Here is a 20,249-nt window from a genome sequence, read left to right as displayed (position 1 = left end):
TTAGCGAAGTGTTTTTGGGGTCATTACCCGACGAGCGCCAACATAGTGGCGCTGCCAGTAGTCTTCACTGAGAGAAGTGATTTGAATTTCCTGACCCGTACGCGGTGACTGAATAAATTTGCCGTTGCCGACATACACACCGACATGATCGGCTGTACCGCGTCCCTGAGTACGGAAAAAGACCAGGTCGCCGTTTTTCAGTTCACTACGTTCGATTGGCGCTGCATCGCGCAGGTGATACATTTCATTCGCCGTACGCGGAATACGAATTTTTACCAAATCTTTATAAGCGTAATAAACCAGGCCGCTGCAATCAAAACCGGTACGCGGTGAGCTGCCACCCCAACGATATGGCTTACCAATTTGCTGCATCAGTTTATTCATTGCCACTTTCGTAGCTTTTTGCACCTTCGCTTTGTGCGCGTCGGCAAGAGTTCCTGACGCGGCATTTTTGACTTTCACACAATGCGATTTATAGCCCTTACGTTTGGTACACTTTTCGGTAAAGCTGGCTGAGGCCGTTTTATTGACGGCGTGTTTGCTGCGAGTTTTGGCGTTTTTAGAAGCGGTAATGGAAGATTTTTTAACGGAAGAAGCGGTTTTGCTTTTGGTCGTACTTTTACTGGCGGCTTTTTTCGCTGTTTTCTGGCTGGCTTTCTGGGTCTTTTTGGTGGTTGCCGTGCTTTTCTTTTTATCTGCTTTTTTGGTGATATGAGTGGTAGCAGAACTCTCCCTGGCTTGCTTTGAAGCATGGGCCATAGGCGTTAAAGGCAGGGTGGTAAAAAGTAAAGCACAGAGCGTGATCGAAATACGGTTTATCCGCGCCACTGAGCGTCCCTCTGTTAAGGCAGGTCTATCATGCCTGCGTCTGATTTACAAAACTTGATGATTCTAATGCATAGAAGAAGAGAAAGTTAATAGCTTTTATTGTTAAAAAATACGTTTCGTTGGCGAGCGCAAAAAAATGCAGCAGTGAAAGCTAAAAATGGTTATAAATACGCCAGTTTGCCGCGCATCAGAGAAGAAACGAATATTTGAAATGCAACAAATAGAGCAAAGGGATAAAATAGCTAAAGCGTGATGAAAATGTTATTTTCCGATGCTGCACTGACCCGCTACAATGTCAGATTACTGCCGTAAAGAAGTTTGAGGAAGCAAGACAATGAGCACCACTATCGAAAAAATCCAACGCCAGATTGCTGAAAACCCGATCCTGCTGTACATGAAAGGTTCACCGAAACTGCCGAGCTGCGGTTTCTCTGCCCAGGCAGTCCAGGCGCTTGCCGCATGTGGCGAACGTTTTGCCTATGTTGATATTCTGCAGAATCCGGACATTCGTGCGGAACTGCCGAAATATGCTAACTGGCCGACCTTCCCGCAACTGTGGGTTGACGGCGAGCTGGTCGGCGGTTGTGATATCGTGATCGAAATGTATCAGCGTGGCGAACTGCAGCAGCTGATCAAAGAAACTGCCGCTAAATACAAGTCTGAAGAGCCGGACGCGGAATAATCCGTCCTGCAATACTGACGGATGCGAACGGGCATCCGTCAGTCCTTTCTCTATCCCCAATCCAGCCCTTGTGGCGAACTTGAAAATCCCGCCTCACGCAGCAGCGTAAACATCGGCGTTTGCCGGACCGGTAGATCATTCACTTCTGTTAGCGTAAAGCGCAGCCGTGGTTCGCGACGCAGTGCGGTAGTCAGCGCGTGGAAAACCTCTGGGGCGAGTAATTCCTCTTTTTCCTGCCAGACCAGCATTTTTTTGCCACCTTGCGCCAGATAGAGTAACAATTTGCCGCCAGAAACGACCACCAGCGCACCCGCCCGACGCGTTGGTACCAGCGTTGCCGGATGTGCAGGCCAGGGCAGAAGATTTCCCCACACATTAGCCGGATCGTTGGCGGAGAGCGCCACTGGTGTATAGTGGCGCGTTTGCGCGGCTTGTGTCGCCAGGTCGCGCAAGCGGTCAATAGTCAGACGTTCAGCGAATTGCGCGCCACCCAGACCTTCTACAAAACGACCTCGCATAATTCGCCCGGAATCTTCCATACTTCGACAAAGCGTTTGCATCGATGGAAACCCGCCAGGGATATTTTCGGCTATCACCGCCTGACGACTGATGATGCCGTAGCGGTCGAGCATATTTTCCGCCAGCGCCAGCATCCTTTCGGTATCGTTTAGTGGCTCCACCTGCAATAACGACCAGCGTCCAGCCAGATTTGGTGTGTTGTAAGATACCCGCGGCGAGACGGGTTGTGCATAGACAGGACGCCCACGACGAGCCCGGTGACTGCGGCGAGTTGAGGTGCGTGCGTTGGAACTGCTGCGGGTGAGGGCGCGTAACGGTGCCCAAATATCGCTGGTGATGACGCCTTGCCAGACCAGCGCCCATAACGCCTCTTGCAGTGCCGAGGGATCAACCGATTCGCCGATTTTGTCGCGTATCCGTTGGCTGATTTGTTGTGCAAACCAGGCTCCTCCGTCAGCCAGAACAGCGACTATCGCTTGTTGCAGCGCCGAACGATTCGCCTGATCCGCTTCAGCGGGAGTGAACGATTCTGCAGCATATTCCTGTAGATGCAGTGCCACCAGGCCGTCATCTTCACCCAGTTTTTTTTGCCCCGACCAGATAACCGCACCGGTTGCCAGTAATTCATCGAGCATTTCTGGCGAATAGTCGCGTACGCGGGCAGGCAGGATCTGGCTTTCCCAGAGTGAGGCGGGTAAACCGACTCCGGCAAGCTGTTCGATCACCCGCATCACGCCATCCACGCCCTCATAAACGCCTGGCGATGTTGAGGCAAAGAGCGCCGGGCTACCATCGGTGGCGGGTAATACGCCCTGACGTTCCAGCAGCAATCGCGCATAGGTCGTGGCCGCAACGGGACGCGTCGCTTCTCTGGCGGCTTGCAGCGAGCGCAAACGCAGACGACGAAATACTTCATCGCTCACCCAGATGTCTTGTTGCAGATTCATCACCAGACCCTGTTCGCGCAGTTGCTGAAGCTGCTCTTCGACAATGGCAATACCGAGACTAAACTCATGAGCCAGTTGTTCAGCCGTGACCAGAGCATGAGCCCGGAGATAGCGCAGAAAGAGGTCGCGAAGCGGGTAACTGACTCTATGCAAATAAATCTCTGGCAGAGACTCTGGTAGTTGTACGCCGAGGGCATCGCGCAGCCTGGCGGCATCATCCATACAGGCAAGACGCTCCTGTCCGCTAATCATCGCCGGGAAGATGCGTTTTACTGTAAGAAGATTTTCCAGATACGACGCAATCTCTTCACTGCTGCCTGTATGCCGTTGCGCCAGGTCTTCAACGGTCATTGGCCCCAGTTCGCGCAGCAGGTCGAACAATCCTTCTTCACCTTTCGCTCTTCTGCCAGGAGCCAGTCGTTGCAACTCTTCTTCCACCTGGCGAATGACCTGCGGGTCGAGTAATTCCCCCGGATCGACCTGCCCGAGTAGATTGCGCAGTAACTCGCTGTCCAGTGACAGTACGGATGCCCGGCGCTCTGCCAGCGGGGCGTCGCTCTGGTACATAAATTCCGCGACATAGCCGAACAATAAACTGGTGGCGAAAGGCGAGGGCGTAGTAGTCGTTACATCGGATATTTGAATTTCGCCACCGTTCAGGCGACGCATCAAACGTTCCAGTGCGGGAAGATCATAAACATCTTGCAGACATTCGCGTAGGGTTTCGAGAATGACCGGAAAATCCGGATATCCCTGAGCGATTTCCAGCAACTGACTGGCGCGCAGCCGTTGTTGCCAGAGCGGGGTGCGATGGCCCGGCGTGCGGCCCGGCATTAATAACGCCCGCGCGGCGCATTCGCGAAAACGGGCGGCGAAAAGTGCTGAGCTGCCTACCGCCTCGCGGGCAATTTGCAGCAACTTTTCTGGTTCAAACAAAAGAATCGCGGCGTCGGGCAATTTACCATCAGTGTCAGGAATGCGCGCAACAATGCCGTCATCACTGGCGACCACAGACGCGTCAGCGCCCCATAGCGCATGTATTCGCCCGGCAATCGCCAGCGCCCAGGGTTCATGCACCCGTCTTCCATAGGGAGAGTGCAAAATAATACGCCAGTCGCCAATTTCATCACGGCACCGTTCGAGGACCAGATGACGACTCCCCGGAACAATACCCGTCGCGTTGCGCTGCTCGTCAATCAACCCCTGAATATTGGCGATCGTATTTTCTTCTGCCAGCCACGGGGGAATAGTCCCGGAAAAGAACGCGCCATCCGCCAGTAAATGAAGAAAATCGCCGATCATCTCGCCTAATTCAGCCGGACGTCCGTTACCTTCACCACGCCAAAAGGGAAGCCGGGCAGAACGACCCGGAGCAGGAGTCACAATCACCTGATCGCGGGTGATTTGCTGGATCCGCCATGAGGTAGCGCCGAGAGTGATAATATCGTTCACCCGCGACTCATATACCATCTCCTCATCCAGTTCACCCACCCGCCGCGAACCGGCCTGTTCTTCACCTTCGGGTAATAACACGCTATACATGCCACGATCCGGAATGGTGCCACCGCTGGTAACCGCCAACAGCTGAGCGCCAGGTCGGGCGGACAATATCCCGGTCTCCCGGTTCCAGACCAGTTTTGGTCGAAAAGCAGAAAAATCGCCAGAGGGATAGCGCCCGGAAAGCATATCCAGCGTGGCGTCAAAAACACGTCTTGGCAGATCTTTCCACGGTGTGGCACGGCGTACGCGGGAGTACCATTCGTCTACCTGTAATGCATCCATCGCCGCGGCGGCAACGGTGTGCTGCGCAAGGACGTCGAGTGGATTATGCGGTGGTGTCAGGTTTTCCAGCCTGCCTGCGAACATACACTCTACAATGACTGCGGAATCGACTAAGTCACGCCGGGTTCGGGGGAAAAACAGCCCTTTAGATACACCGCCAACCTGATGTCCGGCGCGACCAATGCGTTGTAACCCACTGGCAACAGAAAGCGGCGTTGCCACTTGAATCACCAGATCCACAGCGCCCATATCAATCCCCAGTTCGAGACTGGAGGTTGCGACTACGCAGCGTAATTCACCCGATTTCAGCGCCTGTTCGGTGATTGCTCGTTGTTCTTTAGAGACGGAGCCGTGGTGTGAGCGGGCAATAAAAATGTCGCTACTTTGCACACGGTTAGAGGTTGCGCCGGAGGTCGACTCGAAATGGGCCACATCAACGGCGATAGAAGGGGAACGCTGTAAGCGTGCGGCGTAAAGCTCATTTAATCGTGCCGTCAGTTTTTCCGCCAGCCCCCGCGAATTAGTAAAGACAATGGTCGAGCGATGGCGCAACACTTCATCAAGGATACCCGTTTCAATATATGGCCAGATGGAGCCTTCCCGGCCGGCATGGCTGTCTTCGCCAGTGCCGCTGGCGACCGATGAGACATCATCCATATTGGCGACCGGTACGACAATCCGTATCTGCGGATGGCGCATTGCGGGCGGGTTGACTACCGTAACCGGGCGATCGCCGCCAAGAAATGCTGCCACATCGCTGGCTGAGCGCACAGTGGCAGAAAGGCCAATTCGCTGTGCTGAGGTGTGGAGCAGCGCATCGAGCCGCTCCAGACTTAACGCCAGATGCGCACCACGTTTACTGCCCGCTACCGCGTGGACTTCATCAATAATTACCGTTTCGACGCCGCGTAGCGTTTCGCGCGCGCGGGAGGTCAGCATCAGATAGAGTGATTCGGGTGTGGTGATCAGAATATCCGGTGGATTACGGGTGAGTTTGCTGCGTTCCTGTGCAGGCGTATCGCCAGTACGGATCCCCACGCGAAGATTGACTTCCGTTTCGCCGCGCCGCCGCCGTTCATCGGCAATACCCTTCAACGGGATCTGCAAGTTGCGCTGAACGTCGGTGCCCAGGGCTTTTATCGGTGAAATATAGAGAATGCGTGAGGTTTTACGCTTATGCGCCTCGCGGGTATCTTCGCCGCCTTCGCGGAAGAGCCGATCGAGGGCGTAGAGAAATGCTGCCAGCGTTTTCCCGGAGCCGGTCGGTGCAATCACCAGCGCATGTTCGCCTCGCGCCGCCACATGCCAGGTTTGCGACTGGACAGCGGTCGGCTGTTTAAAGGCGCTAAGAAACCAGTCGCGGGTCGCCGGTGAAAACACGTCCGGCAGGGGCGATGAAAGGTTTGGATTATCTGCCATTAACGCTATTCCCCGTGAATATCATGCATGATGCGTGGAATAGCCTCACTATAGATGCCTGAATCATTGCATGTCATCAGGCATCGACTCGATTACACCTCTTCGGCGGCAGGTAGCGGCCAGCCTCCCAGACGTTTCCAGCGGTTGACGATTTCACAAAACAGCACCGCAGTGCGTTCGGTGTCGTACAGCGCGGAGTGAGCTTGGGTGCTGTCGAAGTCCATGCCAGCGGTCTGGCAAGCCTTTGACAATACGGTTTGTCCGAGTGCCAGCCCGGCCAGTGCAGCAGTGTCAAAAGTGGCGAAAGGGTGGAACGGGTTACGTTTCAGTGAGGCGCGTTCAGCGGCGGCCATCATAAAGCTGTGATCGAAATTGGCGTTGTGCGCCACCATAATGGCGCGGTTACAGCCGCTCGCTTTAATACCTTTACGTACAACTTTAAAAATTTCGTGCAGCGCCTCGTATTCGCTGACCGCGCCGCGATCGGGATCGTTCGGGTCAATGCCGTTGAAGGCAAGGGCTTCTGGTTGCAAATTTGCGCCGACAAATGGTTCGACGTGGAAATGTAATGTGGTGTCCGGCATCAGCCAGCCTTGTTCATCCATTTTCAGGGTGATGGCGGCAATCTCAAGCAGCGCATCGGTTTTGGCGTTAAATCCGGCTGTTTCAACATCGATCACAACAGGATAAAAACCACGAAAACGGTCGCACAGACCGGTAAGTTGAGCGTTATCGGACATCTGATTCTCTTAATACGGATAAATTGCAGCGCGCATTATGACAAATATTACTTGTCGATGCAGTAAAGATGCGGGCGCGATGAGTTCGCGCCCGGCAGGAGATTAGTTGCCCAGACCGCGACCGGCGTCTTTCTCTTCGATTAACTCAATTTTGTAACCGTCCGGATCTTCCACAAACGCGATAACCGTAGTACCGCCTTTTACCGGACCCGCTTCACGGGTCACGTTACCCCCGTTTTGACGGATTTTTTCGCACGCTTCAGCGGCATTATCTACGCTAAGCGCGATGTGACCATAAGCAGTGCCGAGTTCGTATTTATCCACGCCCCAGTTGTAGGTCAGTTCAATCACCGCTTCTTCGGTTTCCGGGCCGTAGCCAACAAACGCCAGTGAGTATTTGTATTCCGGGTTTTCGCTGGTACGCAGCAGTTTCATGCCCAGAACTTTGGTATAAAAATCGATGGAGCGTTGCAAATCGCCAACGCGTAGCATGGTATGAAGAAGACGCATCTTTATATCCTCAAAATGGCTAACAGATTCAAAATGTTGTTTTAGTATAGCGGCGGCTTTGCGCCGCTCGCAATGTTGGATTACAGCGTCGGGTAATCAGTGTAGCCTTCCGCACCACCGCCATAGAAGCTTTCAGCACGCTGTGGGTTAAGTCCGGCTTTGCGCTGCAAGCGGGTAACCAGATCAGGGTTCGCAATCCAGTCACGACCAAATGCCACCGCATCAATTAACCCTTTGCCGATCAGCGTTTCAGCTTTTTCTACTGTGTATGCACCTGCGCCGATAATCGGACCGTGGAAACGGGTGCGTACTTTTTCGCGGAACGCATCAGTATACGGTTCACCTCCCGCCCAATCCGGTTCTGACATATGCAGATAAGCAATGCCGCGTTTACCCAGTTGTTCAATCAGGTACAGCGCATCGGCTTCTTCATTTGGGCCATTATCCGTGTTCTGGAAAGTACCGATTGGCGAAACGCGAATGCCAATGCGATCGGCACCCCATTCTTCAATGCCTGCATCGACCACTTCCAGCACCAGACGTGCGCGATTTTCCACGCTACCGCCGTACTGATCGGTACGATGGTTCGAAGAAGGCGAAAGAAACTGATGCAGCAAATAACCGTGAGCAGAGTGGAGCTCGACCAGATCAAAACCGGCTTCGCGGGCGTTGGCTATGGCCTGGCGGAAATCGTTGACGATACCAGGAATCTCTTCCAGTTCAAGCGCACGCGGCATGGATGTTTCAACACGGATCGCCTGACCATTTTCATCGCGCAGAGAAGTGCGTGTTCCCGCGCTAAGTGCTGAAGGTGCTACCGGTGCCTGACCGCCAGGTTGCAGGCTGGCGTGAGAAATACGTCCGGTATGCCACAGTTGCACGGCAATATGACCATTTTCAGCATGAACGCCAGCGGTGATTTTTTTCCACGCGGCAATTTGCTCCTGGCTATGGATGCCAGGCGCACCAGCATACCCTTTTGCCTGGGCAGAAATTTGCGTGGCTTCGCTAATAATCAAACCAGCACTGGCACGTTGGCGATAGTATTCCGCCATCAACGGGGTAGGGATGTCACCCGGTTCAATACTGCGCAGACGCGTCAGCGGTGCCATAAAAATACGGTTTGCCGCCGTGATCGCGCCCACTTGCAGTGGGGAATACAGTTTTTCAGATGACATAAAGGCTCCCGGTCGTCTGGTGATAAAAAAATGCCTGCTAAACGGCAGACGTCGCAATAATGGTTTTTACATGTGCCAGCGCGTTTTCAAGTGGCTCGAAACTGCGCGAAATTTTGGCTTGCAGATTCGCACCCAGCCACAGCGCGTAAAGCACTTGCGCCTGTTGTAGCGGTTCGCCGCAAAAGGTTAAACAATGGCTATTACGACCATTTTCCAGCGCCTGAGAGAGCAGGGCGATCACGCCGCGAGCACCTTTATCCATTGCGCTGCGCATATCTTCTGACAGATCGCACACTTCGGCAGAGAGTTTTACTGTCAGGCAACCACTGATGGTTCCATGTTGGCAAAACTGGTTCAGTGTTTGCTGGTAATAAGCCAGTATGCGGTCGCGGTAGTTACCTTCTCCGGATTGCAGCAACTCCGTCAGTCGCTGGTGATATGCGGCGTAATGGCGCTCAAGCATGGCAACGCCAAACGCTTCTTTAGAGCGAAAGTAGTGATAGAAGGACCCTTTCGGCACTTCAGCGGTTTTTAGTAATTCGCTTAGCCCCATCCCGGTGAATCCACGTTGCAGGCAAAGTTGCTCGCCCGTCGCCAGGAGATGTTCACGAGTATCATGTTCGGTGTGTTTGTTCATGTGTTGGAGTGTAGTAGACCAGTCGGTCTAGCGCAAGCAAAGTTGCTACTTTGGACATTAACAGCTTCAATAATGGTAATAATCTTATCTGAGGAGGGCGAAGTGGCGGAGCAATTAGAGTTCTTTCCCGTCCAGAGCCCGTGCCGGGGAATTTGCCAGTCTGACGAACGCGGGTTTTGTCGCGGCTGTTTTCGAAGCCGGGATGAGCGTTTTAACTGGAATAAAATGAGCGATGGCGAAAAACAAGAGGTGCTGCGCCTTTGTCGGCAGCGATTAATGCGCAAATTACGTGCAAATAAGCCAGCGTCATCAGACGAACCGGAGCAACCATCACTCTTTTGAGCCTAATCTTGCGTATACTCCTCTCATATCTGATAAGAGGAAGCGAATATGGTTCAGCGTATTACTATTGCGCCGCAAGGCCCGGAGTTTTCCCGTTTTGTGATGGGCTACTGGCGATTGATGGACTGGAATATGTCCGCCCGCCAGCTGGTCAGTTTTATTGAAGAGCATCTGGATCTCGGCGTGACCACCGTGGACCATGCTGATATTTATGGTGGCTATCAGTGCGAAGCGGCGTTTGGCGAGGCGCTGAAACTGGCCCCACATCTGCGTGAACGGATGGAAATCGTCAGCAAATGTGGCATTGCTACGACTGCGCGTGAAGAAAACGTCATTGGCCATTACATCACTGACCGCGACCATATTATTAAAAGCGCCGAACAGTCGCTGATTAATCTCGCGACCGATCATCTGGATCTGCTGTTAATCCACCGCCCGGACCCGTTAATGGATGCCGATGAAGTGGCGGACGCGTTCAAACATCTGCATCAGAGCGGCAAAGTGCGTCATTTTGGCGTATCCAACTTCACGCCCGCGCAATTTGCCCTGTTGCAATCACGCCTGCCGTTTACCCTTGCCACTAATCAGGTGGAAATATCCCCGGTACATCAGCCGTTACTGCTGGATGGCACGCTCGACCAACTGCAACAACTGCGTGTTCGTCCGATGGCGTGGTCCTGCCTTGGTGGTGGTCGTCTGTTTAATGATGATTATTTCCAGCCGCTACGTGATGAACTGGCTGTGGTGGCGGAGGAGTTAAACGCGGGCTCGATTGAACAGGTGGTTTACGCCTGGGTATTACGTTTACCGTCGCAGCCGCTGCCAATTATCGGCTCAGGTAAAATTGAGCGCGTACGGGCAGCTGTCGAAGCAGAAACACTGAAAATGACCCGTCAACAATGGTTTCGTATCCGTAAAGCGGCACTGGGGTACGACGTACCGTAAGCACTTTTAGGAATAGCCGCCGTTCAAAAATGTGTCACTGGTTTACACTTATTCAGGAATGCACAATGAACGGAGGTCCTATGAAACGTTTTAGTCTGGCTATTCTGGCGCTGGTTGTTGCAACCGGCGCACAAGCTGCCAGTGAAAAAGTCGAGATGAACCTCGTCACGTCGCAAGGGGTTGGGCAGTCAATTGGTAGCGTCACCATTACTGAAACCGATAAAGGTCTGGAGTTTTCGCCCGATCTGAAAGCATTACCCCCCGGTGAACATGGCTTCCATATTCATGCCAAAGGAAGCTGCCAGCCAGCCACCAAAGATGGCAAAGCCAGCGCCGCGGAATCCGCAGGCGGGCATCTTGATCCACAAAATACCGGCAAACATGAAGGGCCAGAAGGTGCCGGGCATTTAGGCGATCTGCCTGCACTGGTAGTCAATAATGACGGCAAAGCTACCGATGCCGTCATCGCGCCTCGTCTGAAATCACTGGATGAAATCAAAGACAAAGCGCTGATGGTCCACGTTGGCGGCGATAATATGTCCGATCAACCTAAACCGCTGGGCGGTGGCGGTGAACGCTATGCCTGTGGTGTAATTAAGTAATTAAGAGGCCAGCGTACCTTGCGGTGGTGCTTGCTCAAGTTGCGAAAGCGAGCAGTACAGCCGCCAGACAATTGCCGCCAGCTCACGGGCGGCAGGTTGATGATGACGGGCAAGGCTGTCGCAAATCCGCTGTAATTCTTCAAGTGTGGCCGCCAGTGATTTTTGCTGAACGCCACGCTCACTCATCACTCCCCGCAACAGTGAAATACAGTTATCCCGTACTCGCGATAACGGATCGGAACGCGATTCCCAGTCGCGTAATTGCCAGACAACATGAGAACAGTTCAGCAGCACTACACCCCAGCGTAATAACCAACGGCGAGCCAGCGCATCCTGGCTGTTACTCAACTGACTGACGTGATGATAAGTGAGCGATTCAAATTCGCTTTCACTCAGTGTTGGATGGCGGCTTAGTTGATCGACAAAATCCCGACGCAGCGCGCGAATATGGCGACGGCTTTTACGAGCATCCGATCCTGGACGCAGAATGGCGAACGCTAACCACGCCAACGCGACGCCAACGATTTTCGCCAGATTATCGTTAAGAAAATCAGCAAAATCATACACCGGGGGATTAGTGACAGCGATAAACGAACCCATAAAAACAATCAGTTGCCCCCACAGTGCGGCAAATTTTGGCATCTGCAATTTAAGAAGCTGCATCGTCGCCAGCAGTGGAAAGAGAAACAGCAAAAATTGCCACAGATCACTAATCTGGACCATCAGGCCAAATTTGACCACAAAGCTGAATAGCGAAAGTAACACCAGCGTGCGCATCAGCAGTGACAACGACTTAAACGGTGCTGCGACGGCGGAGTAGAGTACGCAGCTAATTGCTGCCAGCGTTAATGCATTGGCACCGGCATCCCATTGCGAAGCAATACTCCATGCGCCAATCATCATCAACGTACAAAATGTACGCAGCCCGCTCCACATAGCTTCGGCGTTATCGGTATGACGAGCCAGGCCGGATGTCCGTGGGAGTCTGGTATGATCATCTACACCGCTTTGCAGACGATGTAATTCCTGACTACTTTGCAGATAAAGGCGGCAAAAATAACGTAGTCGCTGCCAGAAGGCGACGTGCCGATAGTCGGCGACGTTGGTCGGGCGTAGCGGGGCGATAATACGTGCGACGGTGTAAACATCTGTTTGCGAACTGGCGAGCGCCGTCAGCAACTGTTCGAGAATTTCTCGTGTGGCACCTGGCGGTGAGGGCCAGTTGAGCAACATACGTCGCAGGCTGGAGATGACACTGGTCATACGTAATTGCTGGTGGAGCAGCGCATTAAGGCGCGCGTTTTGCTGGCGAAAACGATAGTGGCTCCAGAAAGCCTGGATACGCAGCAAATTCATGGTCAGTATCTGCCCAATCACCCCTTCATGTGCTGCACGAATGGCATCGGTTGTTTCAGGCTGCCAGAGTAAACTGGCATGTTCCAGTAATCGGGCGTGCATGTTTTTCAATGCGGTTAAAAGGGCAGTAGCATCGGAACTGCTCGGCAGGATCATCATCATCATGCCGCCGCACAAAATACCGACAATCACCTCGCAAACGCGCGCCTGAGCGATATCCCACAGCTGGCTGGCCTCAGTAATATTAACCATCGGAAAGGCGATGATGGCAGCCGTGTAGCCCGCCAGTTGAAATGCATACGCGACGTTATTCGTGAAGTGCGCACAGGCCCAGGTACAAAAGCCAAGCCACGCCGACATGCTCAATAGAAAAAACCACGGCTCATTGAGCGTATGTCCGGCAAGAAGCAGTGCCGCAATGGCTCCCAGTAAACTGCCAGCGATGCGTCCGAGGCTTTTGCTGATGACACCGCCAACGGTGGGAAAGCTAACCACTGCAGCCGAGGTCATCGCCCAATAGGGTTCATCCAGATTCAAATAATAGGCAACCGTCAGCGCCAGACACATAGCAATGGTATTGCGTAACGCATAACGCCATTGCGCCAGCGTGGCCCTGAACCAGGGCAAATTGCGCAAGGACCATGACGATGCGTTCATTATTGACCTACGGCAATGCTACAGGTGGTGCCCGACACCAGCGTGACATCGCCTGGAACTTTATCCAGCGCAAAGCGGACGGGAACGCGTTGGGCGAGACGAACCCAGGGGACGTTAGGTTTCACATCCGGAATAAGGCTTGAGTCACTTTCAACGCTCTGATCATAAATCGCCCGACCGATACTGAAAACGTGACCCTGTAACGTTTTGTTATCACTATAGAGGGTAATTTGTGCTGGTGCACCTTCGCGGATATGGCGCAACTTGGTTTCTTCAAAATAACCAATGACGTAAAACGAGTGGCTGTCGACAAGGGCAAACAGCGGTTTCCCGGTGTCAGCGTAATCGCCGATGCGGGTAGTGAGGTTAGTCACCCATCCACTCACCGGGGCGCGAATTTCCGTTTGCGCCAGTTGCCATTGTGTCTGTTTCAGCGTCGCCTGTGCGGCATCAACACTGGCCTGCATCGCTTTAACATTGAGGTTAGCGGTATCGAGTTCTTCGGCAGAAATAAAATTTTGTGAGAGATGACGACGACGATTCGCTTCGTTATTGGCTTTTGCGAGGTCAGATTGCGCTTTCGCCAGCTGTGCCTGTGCGTTCAGCTCGGCGATCTGAAAGGGCGTTTTATCGATCGTGAGCAGAAGATCCCCCGCGTTAACCAGCTGGTTGTCTTTTATATTCAGCTCAACAATACGTCCCGACACCTGTGGGGTGATAGAAACCTGTTCTGCGCGTATTTTCCCGTCGCGTGTCCACGGAGATTGCATGTAATAATTCCACAGCCACCATCCGGCAAGAACCGCAACTACCGCTACAATGATTGTTGAGAAATACTTAATTGTTTTAATTGACATAGTTACCACGCAATCAGTATTGCCAGAGCAAGGCAAACGCAAATCGCAAACAGCGATAAATCCATTAACAAGGGATGCCAGATGTCACCGGCGTAGATCCAGCCACGAAGCAGGCGGTGTACGACAAGCCAGATGACGAATCCAAACGCGAATGCTTTGAAAAACGGAGGAAAGTAGACGGACGCACCGAACACCAGATCTTGTAAGGGCAATCCTGTTGCATTGAGCATAAACTTCACAAAGTAGATTCCTTTACGACCGAATATATTGCGTTAGATTAATAAATATTCTTTAAGTGCGAAAAATTTACGCGCAATTTCTGAAAAATATGTCTGACGGTAACCAAATGCAGCAATACATTTGTTTTAGCAATACAATTGCTGCACACTATTCTAAAAGCCGCATAATATCTTAGCAAGCTAATTATAAGGAGATGAAATTGGAATCGCCACTAGGTTCTGATCTGGCACGGTTGGTGCGCATATGGCGTGCTCTGATAGACCATCGCCTGAAACCGCTGGAGTTAACACAAACCCATTGGGTTACGTTACACAATATCCATCAGTTACCTCCAGACCAGTCGCAAATTCAACTGGCAAAAGCGATTGGCATCGAGCAGCCATCACTGGTCCGTACTCTGGACCAACTGGAAGAAAAAGGGTTAATTTCGCGTCAAACTTGTGCCAGCGATCGTCGGGCTAAACGTATTAAACTGACGGAAAAGGCAGAGCCGCTGATCAGCGAAATGGAAGCTGTTATTAACAAAACCCGCGCGGAAATCTTACATGGCATCTCCGCAGAGGAACTGGAACAACTGATTACGCTCATCGCAAAACTTGAGCATAATATCATTGAGTTACAGGCCAAAGGGTGAAATGAAGGGGGCGTGTGGTCAGTAACCTGACCACACGCAAACTTATTTAGCGCGGAGAAACGGTCACCTGACTGCCATTGCTGGCCAGTACGACACGTTGGCCCGGAGAGAAACGAGTGTTGCCTTGTTTCTGTACCACCATGATGGTATTACCATCGTCTTTACGAATTTCCAGCTCGACACCTTGCGTTTTGTTCATTGCACTCTGTACGCCCTGACCAGCTACGCCACCTGCAACAGCGCCTGCTGCAGTAGCCAGAGAACGCCCGGTTCCGCCACCAACAGTATTTCCCAGGAAACCACCAAGAACAGCACCGCCAATTGCACCGATAACGTTGGAATCATCACCGCCCTGAATCTGTACCGGACGTACGTTAACGATGGTTCCATAGCTGACATTCTGTACTTGTTTCGCTTCAGAAGCGGTATAAACATCCCCTGACAGGGTGTCGTTATTAACACAACCGACAAGAGACAGACCTACCATTGAAACAACCAATACGCGTTTAATCATTGAAAAATCTCCTGTTCACCATGAAACGCCACGCAAGCATCCCTCATGGTCAAAGTATATGGCATATGTGAATCCATGGTTACATGTTCTACCAAATATGAGCAAATCATAATGAAAGTAGGATCAACCAATTATAAACAAAACATTCATGATGATTATTGATTTGAAGATAATGTTTTACTACCAACGGTAAAAATCGGTCATTCCGCATGGTATTCACGAAAAGTTTATGTTTGAGTGGTGCGCAAACGTCAGATTGAAAAAGGATGAACTATGAAATCGGGCCGCTTTATTGGCGTTATGTCAGGCACCAGCCTTGATGGTGTTGATGTTGTGTTGGCGACAATTGATGAACACCGGGTCGCACAGCTGGCAAGTTTGAGCTGGCCGATCCCGGTGTCTCTGAAACAGGCTGTACTGGATATTTGCCAGGGCCAGCAGCTTACACTTTCGCAGTTTGGACAGCTTGATACTCAACTCGGGCGACTTTTTGCTGATGCGGTCAATGCCTTGCTTAAGGAACAAAACCTGCAGGCGAGAGATATAGTTGCGATCGGCTGTCACGGTCAAACCGTCTGGCATGAACCGACGGGCGTGGCACCACACACTTTACAGATTGGCGATAACAATCAAATTGTGGCACGCACCGGAATTACGGTTGTCGGTGATTTTCGCCGTCGCGATATTGCCTTGGGAGGACAAGGCGCACCGCTGGTACCTGCGTTCCATCATGCCTTGCTGGCTCACCCAACCGAGCGACGAATGGTGCTCAATATTGGCGGCATCGCCAATCTGTCACTGCTCATTCCTGGGCAGCCGGTTGGCGGCTACGATACCGGTCCTGGTAACATGCTGATGGATGCCTGGATCTGGCGTCAGGCCGGTAAACCTTACGATAAAGATGCCGAGTGGGCACGGGCGGGTAAAGTTATTCTCCCACTGCTGCAAAATATGCTCAGCGACCCATATTTCTCGCAACCTGCACCGAAAAGCACCGGACGCGAATACTTTAACTACGGCTGGCTGGAGCGCCATTTACGCCATTTTCCGGGTGTTGATCCCCGTGATGTTCAGGCCACACTGGCAGAACTCACCGCCGTGACCATTTCTGAACAAGTTTTGTTGAGCGGTGGCTGCGAACGATTGATGGTATGTGGTGGAGGTAGTCGTAATCCGCTACTCATGGCGCGTCTGGCGGCATTACTGCCAGGCACAGAAGTCACCACCACCGATGCCGTTGGCATTAGTGGCGATGACATGGAAGCATTGGCTTTCGCCTGGCTTGCCTGGCGGACGCTGGCGGGATTACCAGGAAATCTGCCTTCCGTCACTGGCGCAAGCCAGGAGACGGTACTGGGGGCTATTTTCCCGGCTAACCCGTGATATCAGAGTTAACTGAATTTTTCTTACCGCGTCTGCCGTTACACTTGGAACGTTAGGGAGGGCGTATTGCCCTCCAGACCAGGAAAGTCTTCGGGAAATGTCTATGAAAAAACTGTTACTGATCTGTTTGCCGGTGCTTCTCACCGGCTGTAGCGCGTTCAATCAACTGGTTGAGCGCATGCAAACCGATACGCTGGAATACCAGTGTGATGAAAAACCGTTGACGGTCAAACTGAATAATCCGCGCCAGGAAGTCAGTTTTGTTTACGATAATCAACTACTGCATCTCAAACAGGGCATTTCAGCCTCTGGTGCACGTTACACTGACGGAATCTATGTTTTCTGGTCGAAAGGCGAGGAAGCGACTGTCTATAAACGCGACCGCATCGTCTTGAATAACTGTCAGTTACAAAATTCACGGCGTTGAGATTTTTCCAGGGGCGGCGCACAATAGCGTCACCCACTGACAATCCGTAAAGAAAACCATGTCTGATAACGACGAATTGCAGCAAATCGCGCATCTGCGCCGTGAATACACCAAAGGCGGGTTACGCCGCCGCGATCTTCCCGCCGATCCATTAACCCTTTTTGAACGTTGGCTCTCTCAGGCTTGTGAAGCCAAACTGGCGGACCCTACCGCGATGGTGGTCGCTACCGTGGATGAACATGGTCAGCCTTATCAGCGCATCGTTTTACTCAAACATTACGACGAAAAAGGCATGGTGTTTTACACCAACCTCGGTAGCCGTAAAGCACATCAAATTGAAAATAATCCGCGCGTTAGCCTGCTGTTCCCGTGGCATACCCTTGAACGCCAGGTGATGGTGATCGGTAAAGCAGAACGACTTTCGACTCTCGAAGTGATGAAATATTTTCATAGCCGCCCGCGTGATAGCCAGATTGGTGCATGGGTTTCGAAGCAGTCCAGTCGCATTTCTGCCCGCGGTATCCTTGAAAGTAAATTCCTGGAGCTGAAGCAGAAGTTTCAACAGGGCGAAGTGCCATTGCCGAGCTTTTGGGGCGGTTTTCGCGTCAGCCTTGAACAGATTGAGTTCTGGCAGGGCGGTGAGCATCGCCTGCATGACCGCTTTTTGTACCAGCGTGAAAATGATGCGTGGAAGATTGATCGTCTTGCACCCTGAAAAGATGCAAAAATCTTGCTTTAATCGCTGGTACTCCTGATTCTGGCACTTTATTCTATGTCTCTTTCGCATCTGGCGAAAAGTCGTGTACCGGCAAAGGTGCAGTCGTTATATACATGGAGATTTTGATGGCAAGCAGTAACTTGATTAAACAATTGCAAGAGCGGGGGCTGGTAGCCCAGGTGACGGACGAGGAAGCGTTAGCAGAGCGACTGGCGCAAGGCCCGATCGCGCTCTATTGCGGCTTCGATCCTACCGCTGACAGCTTGCATTTGGGGCATCTTGTTCCATTGTTATGCCTGAAACGCTTCCAGCAGGCGGGCCACAAGCCGGTTGCGCTGGTAGGCGGCGCGACGGGTCTGATTGGCGACCCGAGCTTCAAAGCTGCCGAGCGTAAGCTGAACACCGAAGAAACTGTTCAGGAGTGGGTGGACAAAATCCGCAAGCAGGTTGCCCCGTTCCTCGATTTCGACTGTGGAGAAAACTCTGCTATCGCGGCGAACAACTATGACTGGTTCGGCAATATGAATGTGCTGACCTTCCTGCGCGATATTGGCAAACACTTCTCCGTTAACCAGATGATCAACAAAGAAGCGGTTAAGCAGCGTCTCAACCGTGAAGATCAGGGGATTTCGTTCACTGAGTTTTCCTACAACCTGTTGCAGGGTTATGACTTCGCCTGTCTGAACAAACAGTACGGTGTGGTGCTGCAAATTGGTGGTTCTGACCAGTGGGGTAACATCACTTCTGGTATCGACCTGACCCGTCGTCTGCATCAGAATCAGGTGTTTGGCCTGACCGTTCCGCTGATCACCAAAGCAGATGGCACCAAATTTGGTAAAACTGAAGGCGGCGCAGTCTGGTTGGATCCGAAGAAAACCAGCCCGTACAAATTCTACCAGTTCTGGATCAACACTGCGGATGCCGACGTTTACCGCTTCCTGAAGTTCTTCACCTTTATGAGCATTGAAGAGATCAACGCCCTGGAAGAAGAAGATAAAAACAGCGGTAAAGCACCGCGCGCCCAGTATGTACTGGCGGAGCAGGTGACCCGTCTGGTTCACGGTGAAGAAGGTTTGCAGGCGGCAAAACGTATTACCGAATGCCTGTTCAGCGGTTCCTTGAGTGCGCTGAGTGAAGCGGACTTCGAACAGCTGGCGCAGGACGGCGTACCGATGGTTGAGATGGAAAAGGGCGCAGACCTGATGCAGGCGCTGGTCGATTCTGAACTGCAACCTTCCCGTGGTCAGGCGCGTAAAACTATCGCCTCCAATGCCATCACCATTAACGGTGAAAAACAGTCCGATCCTGAATACTTCTTTAAAGAAGAAGATCGTCTGTTTGGTCGTTTTACCTTATTGCGTCGCGGCAAAAAGAATTACTGTCTGATTTGCTGGAAATAATGCATTAAGTGGAAAGGGGGAGTGAGAAATCACTCCCCCTGGTTTTTATACAGGGAACATGATGAAAAATATTCTCGCTATCCAGTCTCACGTTGTTTATGGTCATGCGGGTAACAGTGCGGCAGAGTTTCCGATGCGCCGCCTGGGCGCGAACGTCTGGCCGCTGAACACCGTTCAATTTTCTAATCACACCCAATACGGCAAATGGACTGGCTGCGTGATGCCGCCCAGCCATTTAACCGAAATTGTGCAAGGCATTGCCGCCATTGATAAATTACACACCTGTGATGCCGTATTAAGTGGCTATCTGGGATCGGCGGAGCAGGGTGAACATATCCTCGGTATCGTCCGTCAGGTGAAAGCCGCGAATCCGCAGGCGAAATATTTTTGCGATCCGGTAATGGGTCATCCGGAAAAAGGCTGTATCGTTGCACCGGGTGTCGCAGAGTTTCATGTGCGGCACGGTTTGCCTGCCAGCGATATCATTGCGCCGAATCTTGTTGAGCTGGAAATACTCTGTGAGCATGCGGTAAATAACGTCGAAGAAGCGGTTCTGGCAGCGCGCGAACTCATTGCGCAAGGGCCACAAATTGTGTTGGTTAAACACCTGGCGCGAGCTGGCTACAGCCGTGACCGTTTTGAAATGCTGCTGGTCACCGCCGATGAAGCCTGGCATATCAGCCGTCCACTGGTGGATTTTGGTATGCGCCAGCCGGTAGGTGTTGGTGATGTGACGAGCGGTTTACTGCTGGTGAAACTGCTTCAGGGGGCAACGCTGCAGGAGGCCCTGGAACATGTGACCGCTGCAGTATACGAAATCATGGTGACCACCAAAGCAATGCAGGAATATGAGTTGCAAGTGGTTGCTGCTCAGGATCGTATTGCCAAACCAGAACATTACTTCAGCGCAACAAAGCTCTGAAATATCTCAT

The 20,249-nt window shown here is 52.2% G+C and carries 20 protein-coding genes; 10 read left to right on the top strand and 10 right to left on the bottom strand.

Annotated features, from left to right (window positions below; translation table 11 throughout):
• A complete protein-coding gene (mepH, locus tag ACJHW7_RS08600; RefSeq protein ID WP_000101183.1) occupies positions 1-828 on the bottom strand; it encodes a peptidoglycan DD-endopeptidase MepH in 828 nt (275 codons plus the stop codon).
• Between the two features lie 334 nt (positions 829-1,162).
• Between mepH and grxD the strand changes: the two genes are divergently transcribed.
• Entirely contained in the window at positions 1,163-1,510 is a 348-nt protein-coding gene (gene grxD / locus ACJHW7_RS08595) for a monothiol glutaredoxin 4 (RefSeq protein ID WP_000108172.1), read from the top strand.
• Between the two features lie 50 nt (positions 1,511-1,560).
• Here the strand turns inward: grxD and ACJHW7_RS08590 are convergent, their stop codons facing one another.
• The 5 genes from ACJHW7_RS08590 to nemR all read right to left on the bottom strand — a co-directional run bounded on the left by ACJHW7_RS08590 (position 1,561) and on the right by nemR (position 9,242).
• A complete protein-coding gene (locus tag ACJHW7_RS08590; protein WP_040234726.1) occupies positions 1,561-6,177 on the bottom strand; it encodes an ATP-dependent helicase in 4,617 nt (1,538 codons plus the stop codon).
• 92 nt (positions 6,178-6,269) lie between these two features.
• Positions 6,270-6,917: a ribonuclease T gene (gene rnt, locus ACJHW7_RS08585; protein WP_001282281.1), complete on the bottom strand. Its 648-nt coding sequence runs from the start codon at positions 6,915-6,917 to the stop codon at positions 6,270-6,272.
• A 102-nt stretch (positions 6,918-7,019) separates the two neighbouring features.
• The gene (gene gloA / locus ACJHW7_RS08580; protein ID WP_001237796.1) at positions 7,020-7,427 is read right to left on the bottom strand and encodes a lactoylglutathione lyase; all 408 of its coding nucleotides are present in this window, start codon (positions 7,425-7,427) and stop codon (positions 7,020-7,022) included.
• An 80-nt stretch (positions 7,428-7,507) separates the two neighbouring features.
• Entirely contained in the window at positions 7,508-8,605 is a 1,098-nt protein-coding gene (nemA, locus tag ACJHW7_RS08575) for an N-ethylmaleimide reductase (protein ID WP_001536941.1), read from the bottom strand.
• A 37-nt stretch (positions 8,606-8,642) separates the two neighbouring features.
• Positions 8,643-9,242, bottom strand: coding sequence for a DNA-binding transcriptional regulator NemR (gene nemR, locus ACJHW7_RS08570; RefSeq protein ID WP_001536940.1), 600 nt, complete (start codon positions 9,240-9,242; stop codon positions 8,643-8,645).
• A gap of 102 nt (positions 9,243-9,344) precedes the next feature.
• On the opposite strand from nemR, the gene ACJHW7_RS08565 reads away from it, so the two are divergent.
• The 3 genes from ACJHW7_RS08565 to sodC all read left to right on the top strand — a co-directional run bounded on the left by ACJHW7_RS08565 (position 9,345) and on the right by sodC (position 11,131).
• Complete coding sequence (locus tag ACJHW7_RS08565) at positions 9,345-9,584, top strand: DUF1289 domain-containing protein (protein WP_000840481.1); 240 nt, start codon at positions 9,345-9,347, stop codon at positions 9,582-9,584.
• Positions 9,585-9,632: 48 nt separating this feature from the next.
• Positions 9,633-10,529: an aldo/keto reductase family oxidoreductase gene (locus ACJHW7_RS08560; RefSeq protein WP_000250656.1), complete on the top strand. Its 897-nt coding sequence runs from the start codon at positions 9,633-9,635 to the stop codon at positions 10,527-10,529.
• Between the two features lie 80 nt (positions 10,530-10,609).
• Positions 10,610-11,131 carry a superoxide dismutase [Cu-Zn] SodC gene (sodC, locus tag ACJHW7_RS08555; RefSeq protein ID WP_001296937.1) on the top strand — a complete coding sequence of 174 codons (522 nt, stop codon included), beginning with the start codon at positions 10,610-10,612 and terminating at the stop codon, positions 11,129-11,131.
• On the opposite strand, the gene ACJHW7_RS08550 is transcribed toward sodC, so the two are convergent.
• From ACJHW7_RS08550 to ACJHW7_RS08540, 3 genes are read right to left on the bottom strand one after another with little or no spacing between them, the layout of a single operon-like run.
• Positions 11,132-13,144: an FUSC family protein gene (locus ACJHW7_RS08550; protein ID WP_000994333.1), complete on the bottom strand. Its 2,013-nt coding sequence runs from the start codon at positions 13,142-13,144 to the stop codon at positions 11,132-11,134.
• Positions 13,144-14,001, bottom strand: coding sequence for an HlyD family secretion protein (locus tag ACJHW7_RS08545; protein ID WP_001383209.1), 858 nt, complete (start codon positions 13,999-14,001; stop codon positions 13,144-13,146). The genes ACJHW7_RS08550 and ACJHW7_RS08545 overlap by 1 nt, the downstream gene beginning before the upstream one ends.
• 2 nt (positions 14,002-14,003) lie before the next feature.
• Positions 14,004-14,240, bottom strand: coding sequence for a DUF1656 domain-containing protein (locus ACJHW7_RS08540; protein ID WP_000670998.1), 237 nt, complete (start codon positions 14,238-14,240; stop codon positions 14,004-14,006).
• Between the two features lie 200 nt (positions 14,241-14,440).
• On the opposite strand from ACJHW7_RS08540, the gene slyA reads away from it, so the two are divergent.
• A complete protein-coding gene (gene slyA / locus ACJHW7_RS08535; RefSeq protein WP_001296943.1) occupies positions 14,441-14,875 on the top strand; it encodes a transcriptional regulator SlyA in 435 nt (144 codons plus the stop codon).
• Positions 14,876-14,921: 46 nt separating this feature from the next.
• Here the strand turns inward: slyA and slyB are convergent, their stop codons facing one another.
• Complete coding sequence (gene slyB, locus ACJHW7_RS08530; RefSeq protein ID WP_000597196.1) at positions 14,922-15,389, bottom strand: outer membrane lipoprotein SlyB; 468 nt, start codon at positions 15,387-15,389, stop codon at positions 14,922-14,924.
• A 273-nt stretch (positions 15,390-15,662) separates the two neighbouring features.
• On the opposite strand from slyB, the gene anmK reads away from it, so the two are divergent.
• The 5 genes from anmK (at position 15,663) to pdxY (ending at position 20,239) form a co-directional block, all read left to right on the top strand.
• Positions 15,663-16,772, top strand: a complete 1,110-nt coding sequence (gene anmK / locus ACJHW7_RS08525) for an anhydro-N-acetylmuramic acid kinase (protein WP_000835077.1) — start codon at positions 15,663-15,665, stop codon at positions 16,770-16,772.
• A gap of 97 nt (positions 16,773-16,869) precedes the next feature.
• A complete protein-coding gene (mliC, locus tag ACJHW7_RS08520) occupies positions 16,870-17,199 on the top strand; it encodes a C-type lysozyme inhibitor (RefSeq protein ID WP_000061976.1) in 330 nt (109 codons plus the stop codon).
• A 58-nt stretch (positions 17,200-17,257) separates the two neighbouring features.
• The gene (pdxH, locus tag ACJHW7_RS08515; protein WP_001282319.1) at positions 17,258-17,914 is read left to right on the top strand and encodes a pyridoxamine 5'-phosphate oxidase; all 657 of its coding nucleotides are present in this window, start codon (positions 17,258-17,260) and stop codon (positions 17,912-17,914) included.
• Positions 17,915-18,042: 128 nt separating this feature from the next.
• Complete coding sequence (tyrS, locus tag ACJHW7_RS08510; protein ID WP_001295400.1) at positions 18,043-19,317, top strand: tyrosine--tRNA ligase; 1,275 nt, start codon at positions 18,043-18,045, stop codon at positions 19,315-19,317.
• A 58-nt stretch (positions 19,318-19,375) separates the two neighbouring features.
• Positions 19,376-20,239, top strand: a complete 864-nt coding sequence (gene pdxY, locus ACJHW7_RS08505; protein WP_001307229.1) for a pyridoxal kinase — start codon at positions 19,376-19,378, stop codon at positions 20,237-20,239.
• Positions 20,240-20,249: the final 10 nt, after the last annotated feature.

Origin of the sequence: Escherichia sp. WS1152, from assembly GCF_046487665.1 — a bacterium.
Lineage (GTDB): Bacteria > Pseudomonadota > Gammaproteobacteria > Enterobacterales > Enterobacteriaceae > Escherichia > Escherichia coli.
Note: the sequence above shows the minus strand (reverse complement) of the source record. Positions and strands in the feature narration are given on the sequence as shown.

What these genes read in the sequence shown, in the direction of transcription:
- ACJHW7_RS08545 (WP_001383209.1), bottom strand. Translation starts at nt 14,001, where the DNA reads ATGTCAATTAAAACAATTAAGTATTTCTCAACAATCATTGTAGCGGTA.
- rnt (WP_001282281.1), bottom strand. Translation starts at nt 6,917, where the DNA reads ATGTCCGATAACGCTCAACTTACCGGTCTGTGCGACCGTTTTCGTGGT.
- pdxH (WP_001282319.1), top strand. Translation starts at nt 17,258, where the DNA reads ATGTCTGATAACGACGAATTGCAGCAAATCGCGCATCTGCGCCGTGAA.
- mliC (WP_000061976.1), top strand. Translation starts at nt 16,870, where the DNA reads ATGTCTATGAAAAAACTGTTACTGATCTGTTTGCCGGTGCTTCTCACC.
- ACJHW7_RS08550 (WP_000994333.1), bottom strand. Translation starts at nt 13,144, where the DNA reads ATGAACGCATCGTCATGGTCCTTGCGCAATTTGCCCTGGTTCAGGGCC.
- slyB (WP_000597196.1), bottom strand. Translation starts at nt 15,389, where the DNA reads ATGATTAAACGCGTATTGGTTGTTTCAATGGTAGGTCTGTCTCTTGTC.
- nemR (WP_001536940.1), bottom strand. Translation starts at nt 9,242, where the DNA reads ATGAACAAACACACCGAACATGATACTCGTGAACATCTCCTGGCGACG.
- ACJHW7_RS08560 (WP_000250656.1), top strand. Translation starts at nt 9,633, where the DNA reads ATGGTTCAGCGTATTACTATTGCGCCGCAAGGCCCGGAGTTTTCCCGT.
- gloA (WP_001237796.1), bottom strand. Translation starts at nt 7,427, where the DNA reads ATGCGTCTTCTTCATACCATGCTACGCGTTGGCGATTTGCAACGCTCC.
- grxD (WP_000108172.1), top strand. Translation starts at nt 1,163, where the DNA reads ATGAGCACCACTATCGAAAAAATCCAACGCCAGATTGCTGAAAACCCG.
- anmK (WP_000835077.1), top strand. Translation starts at nt 15,663, where the DNA reads ATGAAATCGGGCCGCTTTATTGGCGTTATGTCAGGCACCAGCCTTGAT.
- sodC (WP_001296937.1), top strand. Translation starts at nt 10,610, where the DNA reads ATGAAACGTTTTAGTCTGGCTATTCTGGCGCTGGTTGTTGCAACCGGC.
- pdxY (WP_001307229.1), top strand. Translation starts at nt 19,376, where the DNA reads ATGATGAAAAATATTCTCGCTATCCAGTCTCACGTTGTTTATGGTCAT.
- tyrS (WP_001295400.1), top strand. Translation starts at nt 18,043, where the DNA reads ATGGCAAGCAGTAACTTGATTAAACAATTGCAAGAGCGGGGGCTGGTA.
- ACJHW7_RS08590 (WP_040234726.1), bottom strand. Translation starts at nt 6,177, where the DNA reads ATGGCAGATAATCCAAACCTTTCATCGCCCCTGCCGGACGTGTTTTCA.
- nemA (WP_001536941.1), bottom strand. Translation starts at nt 8,605, where the DNA reads ATGTCATCTGAAAAACTGTATTCCCCACTGCAAGTGGGCGCGATCACG.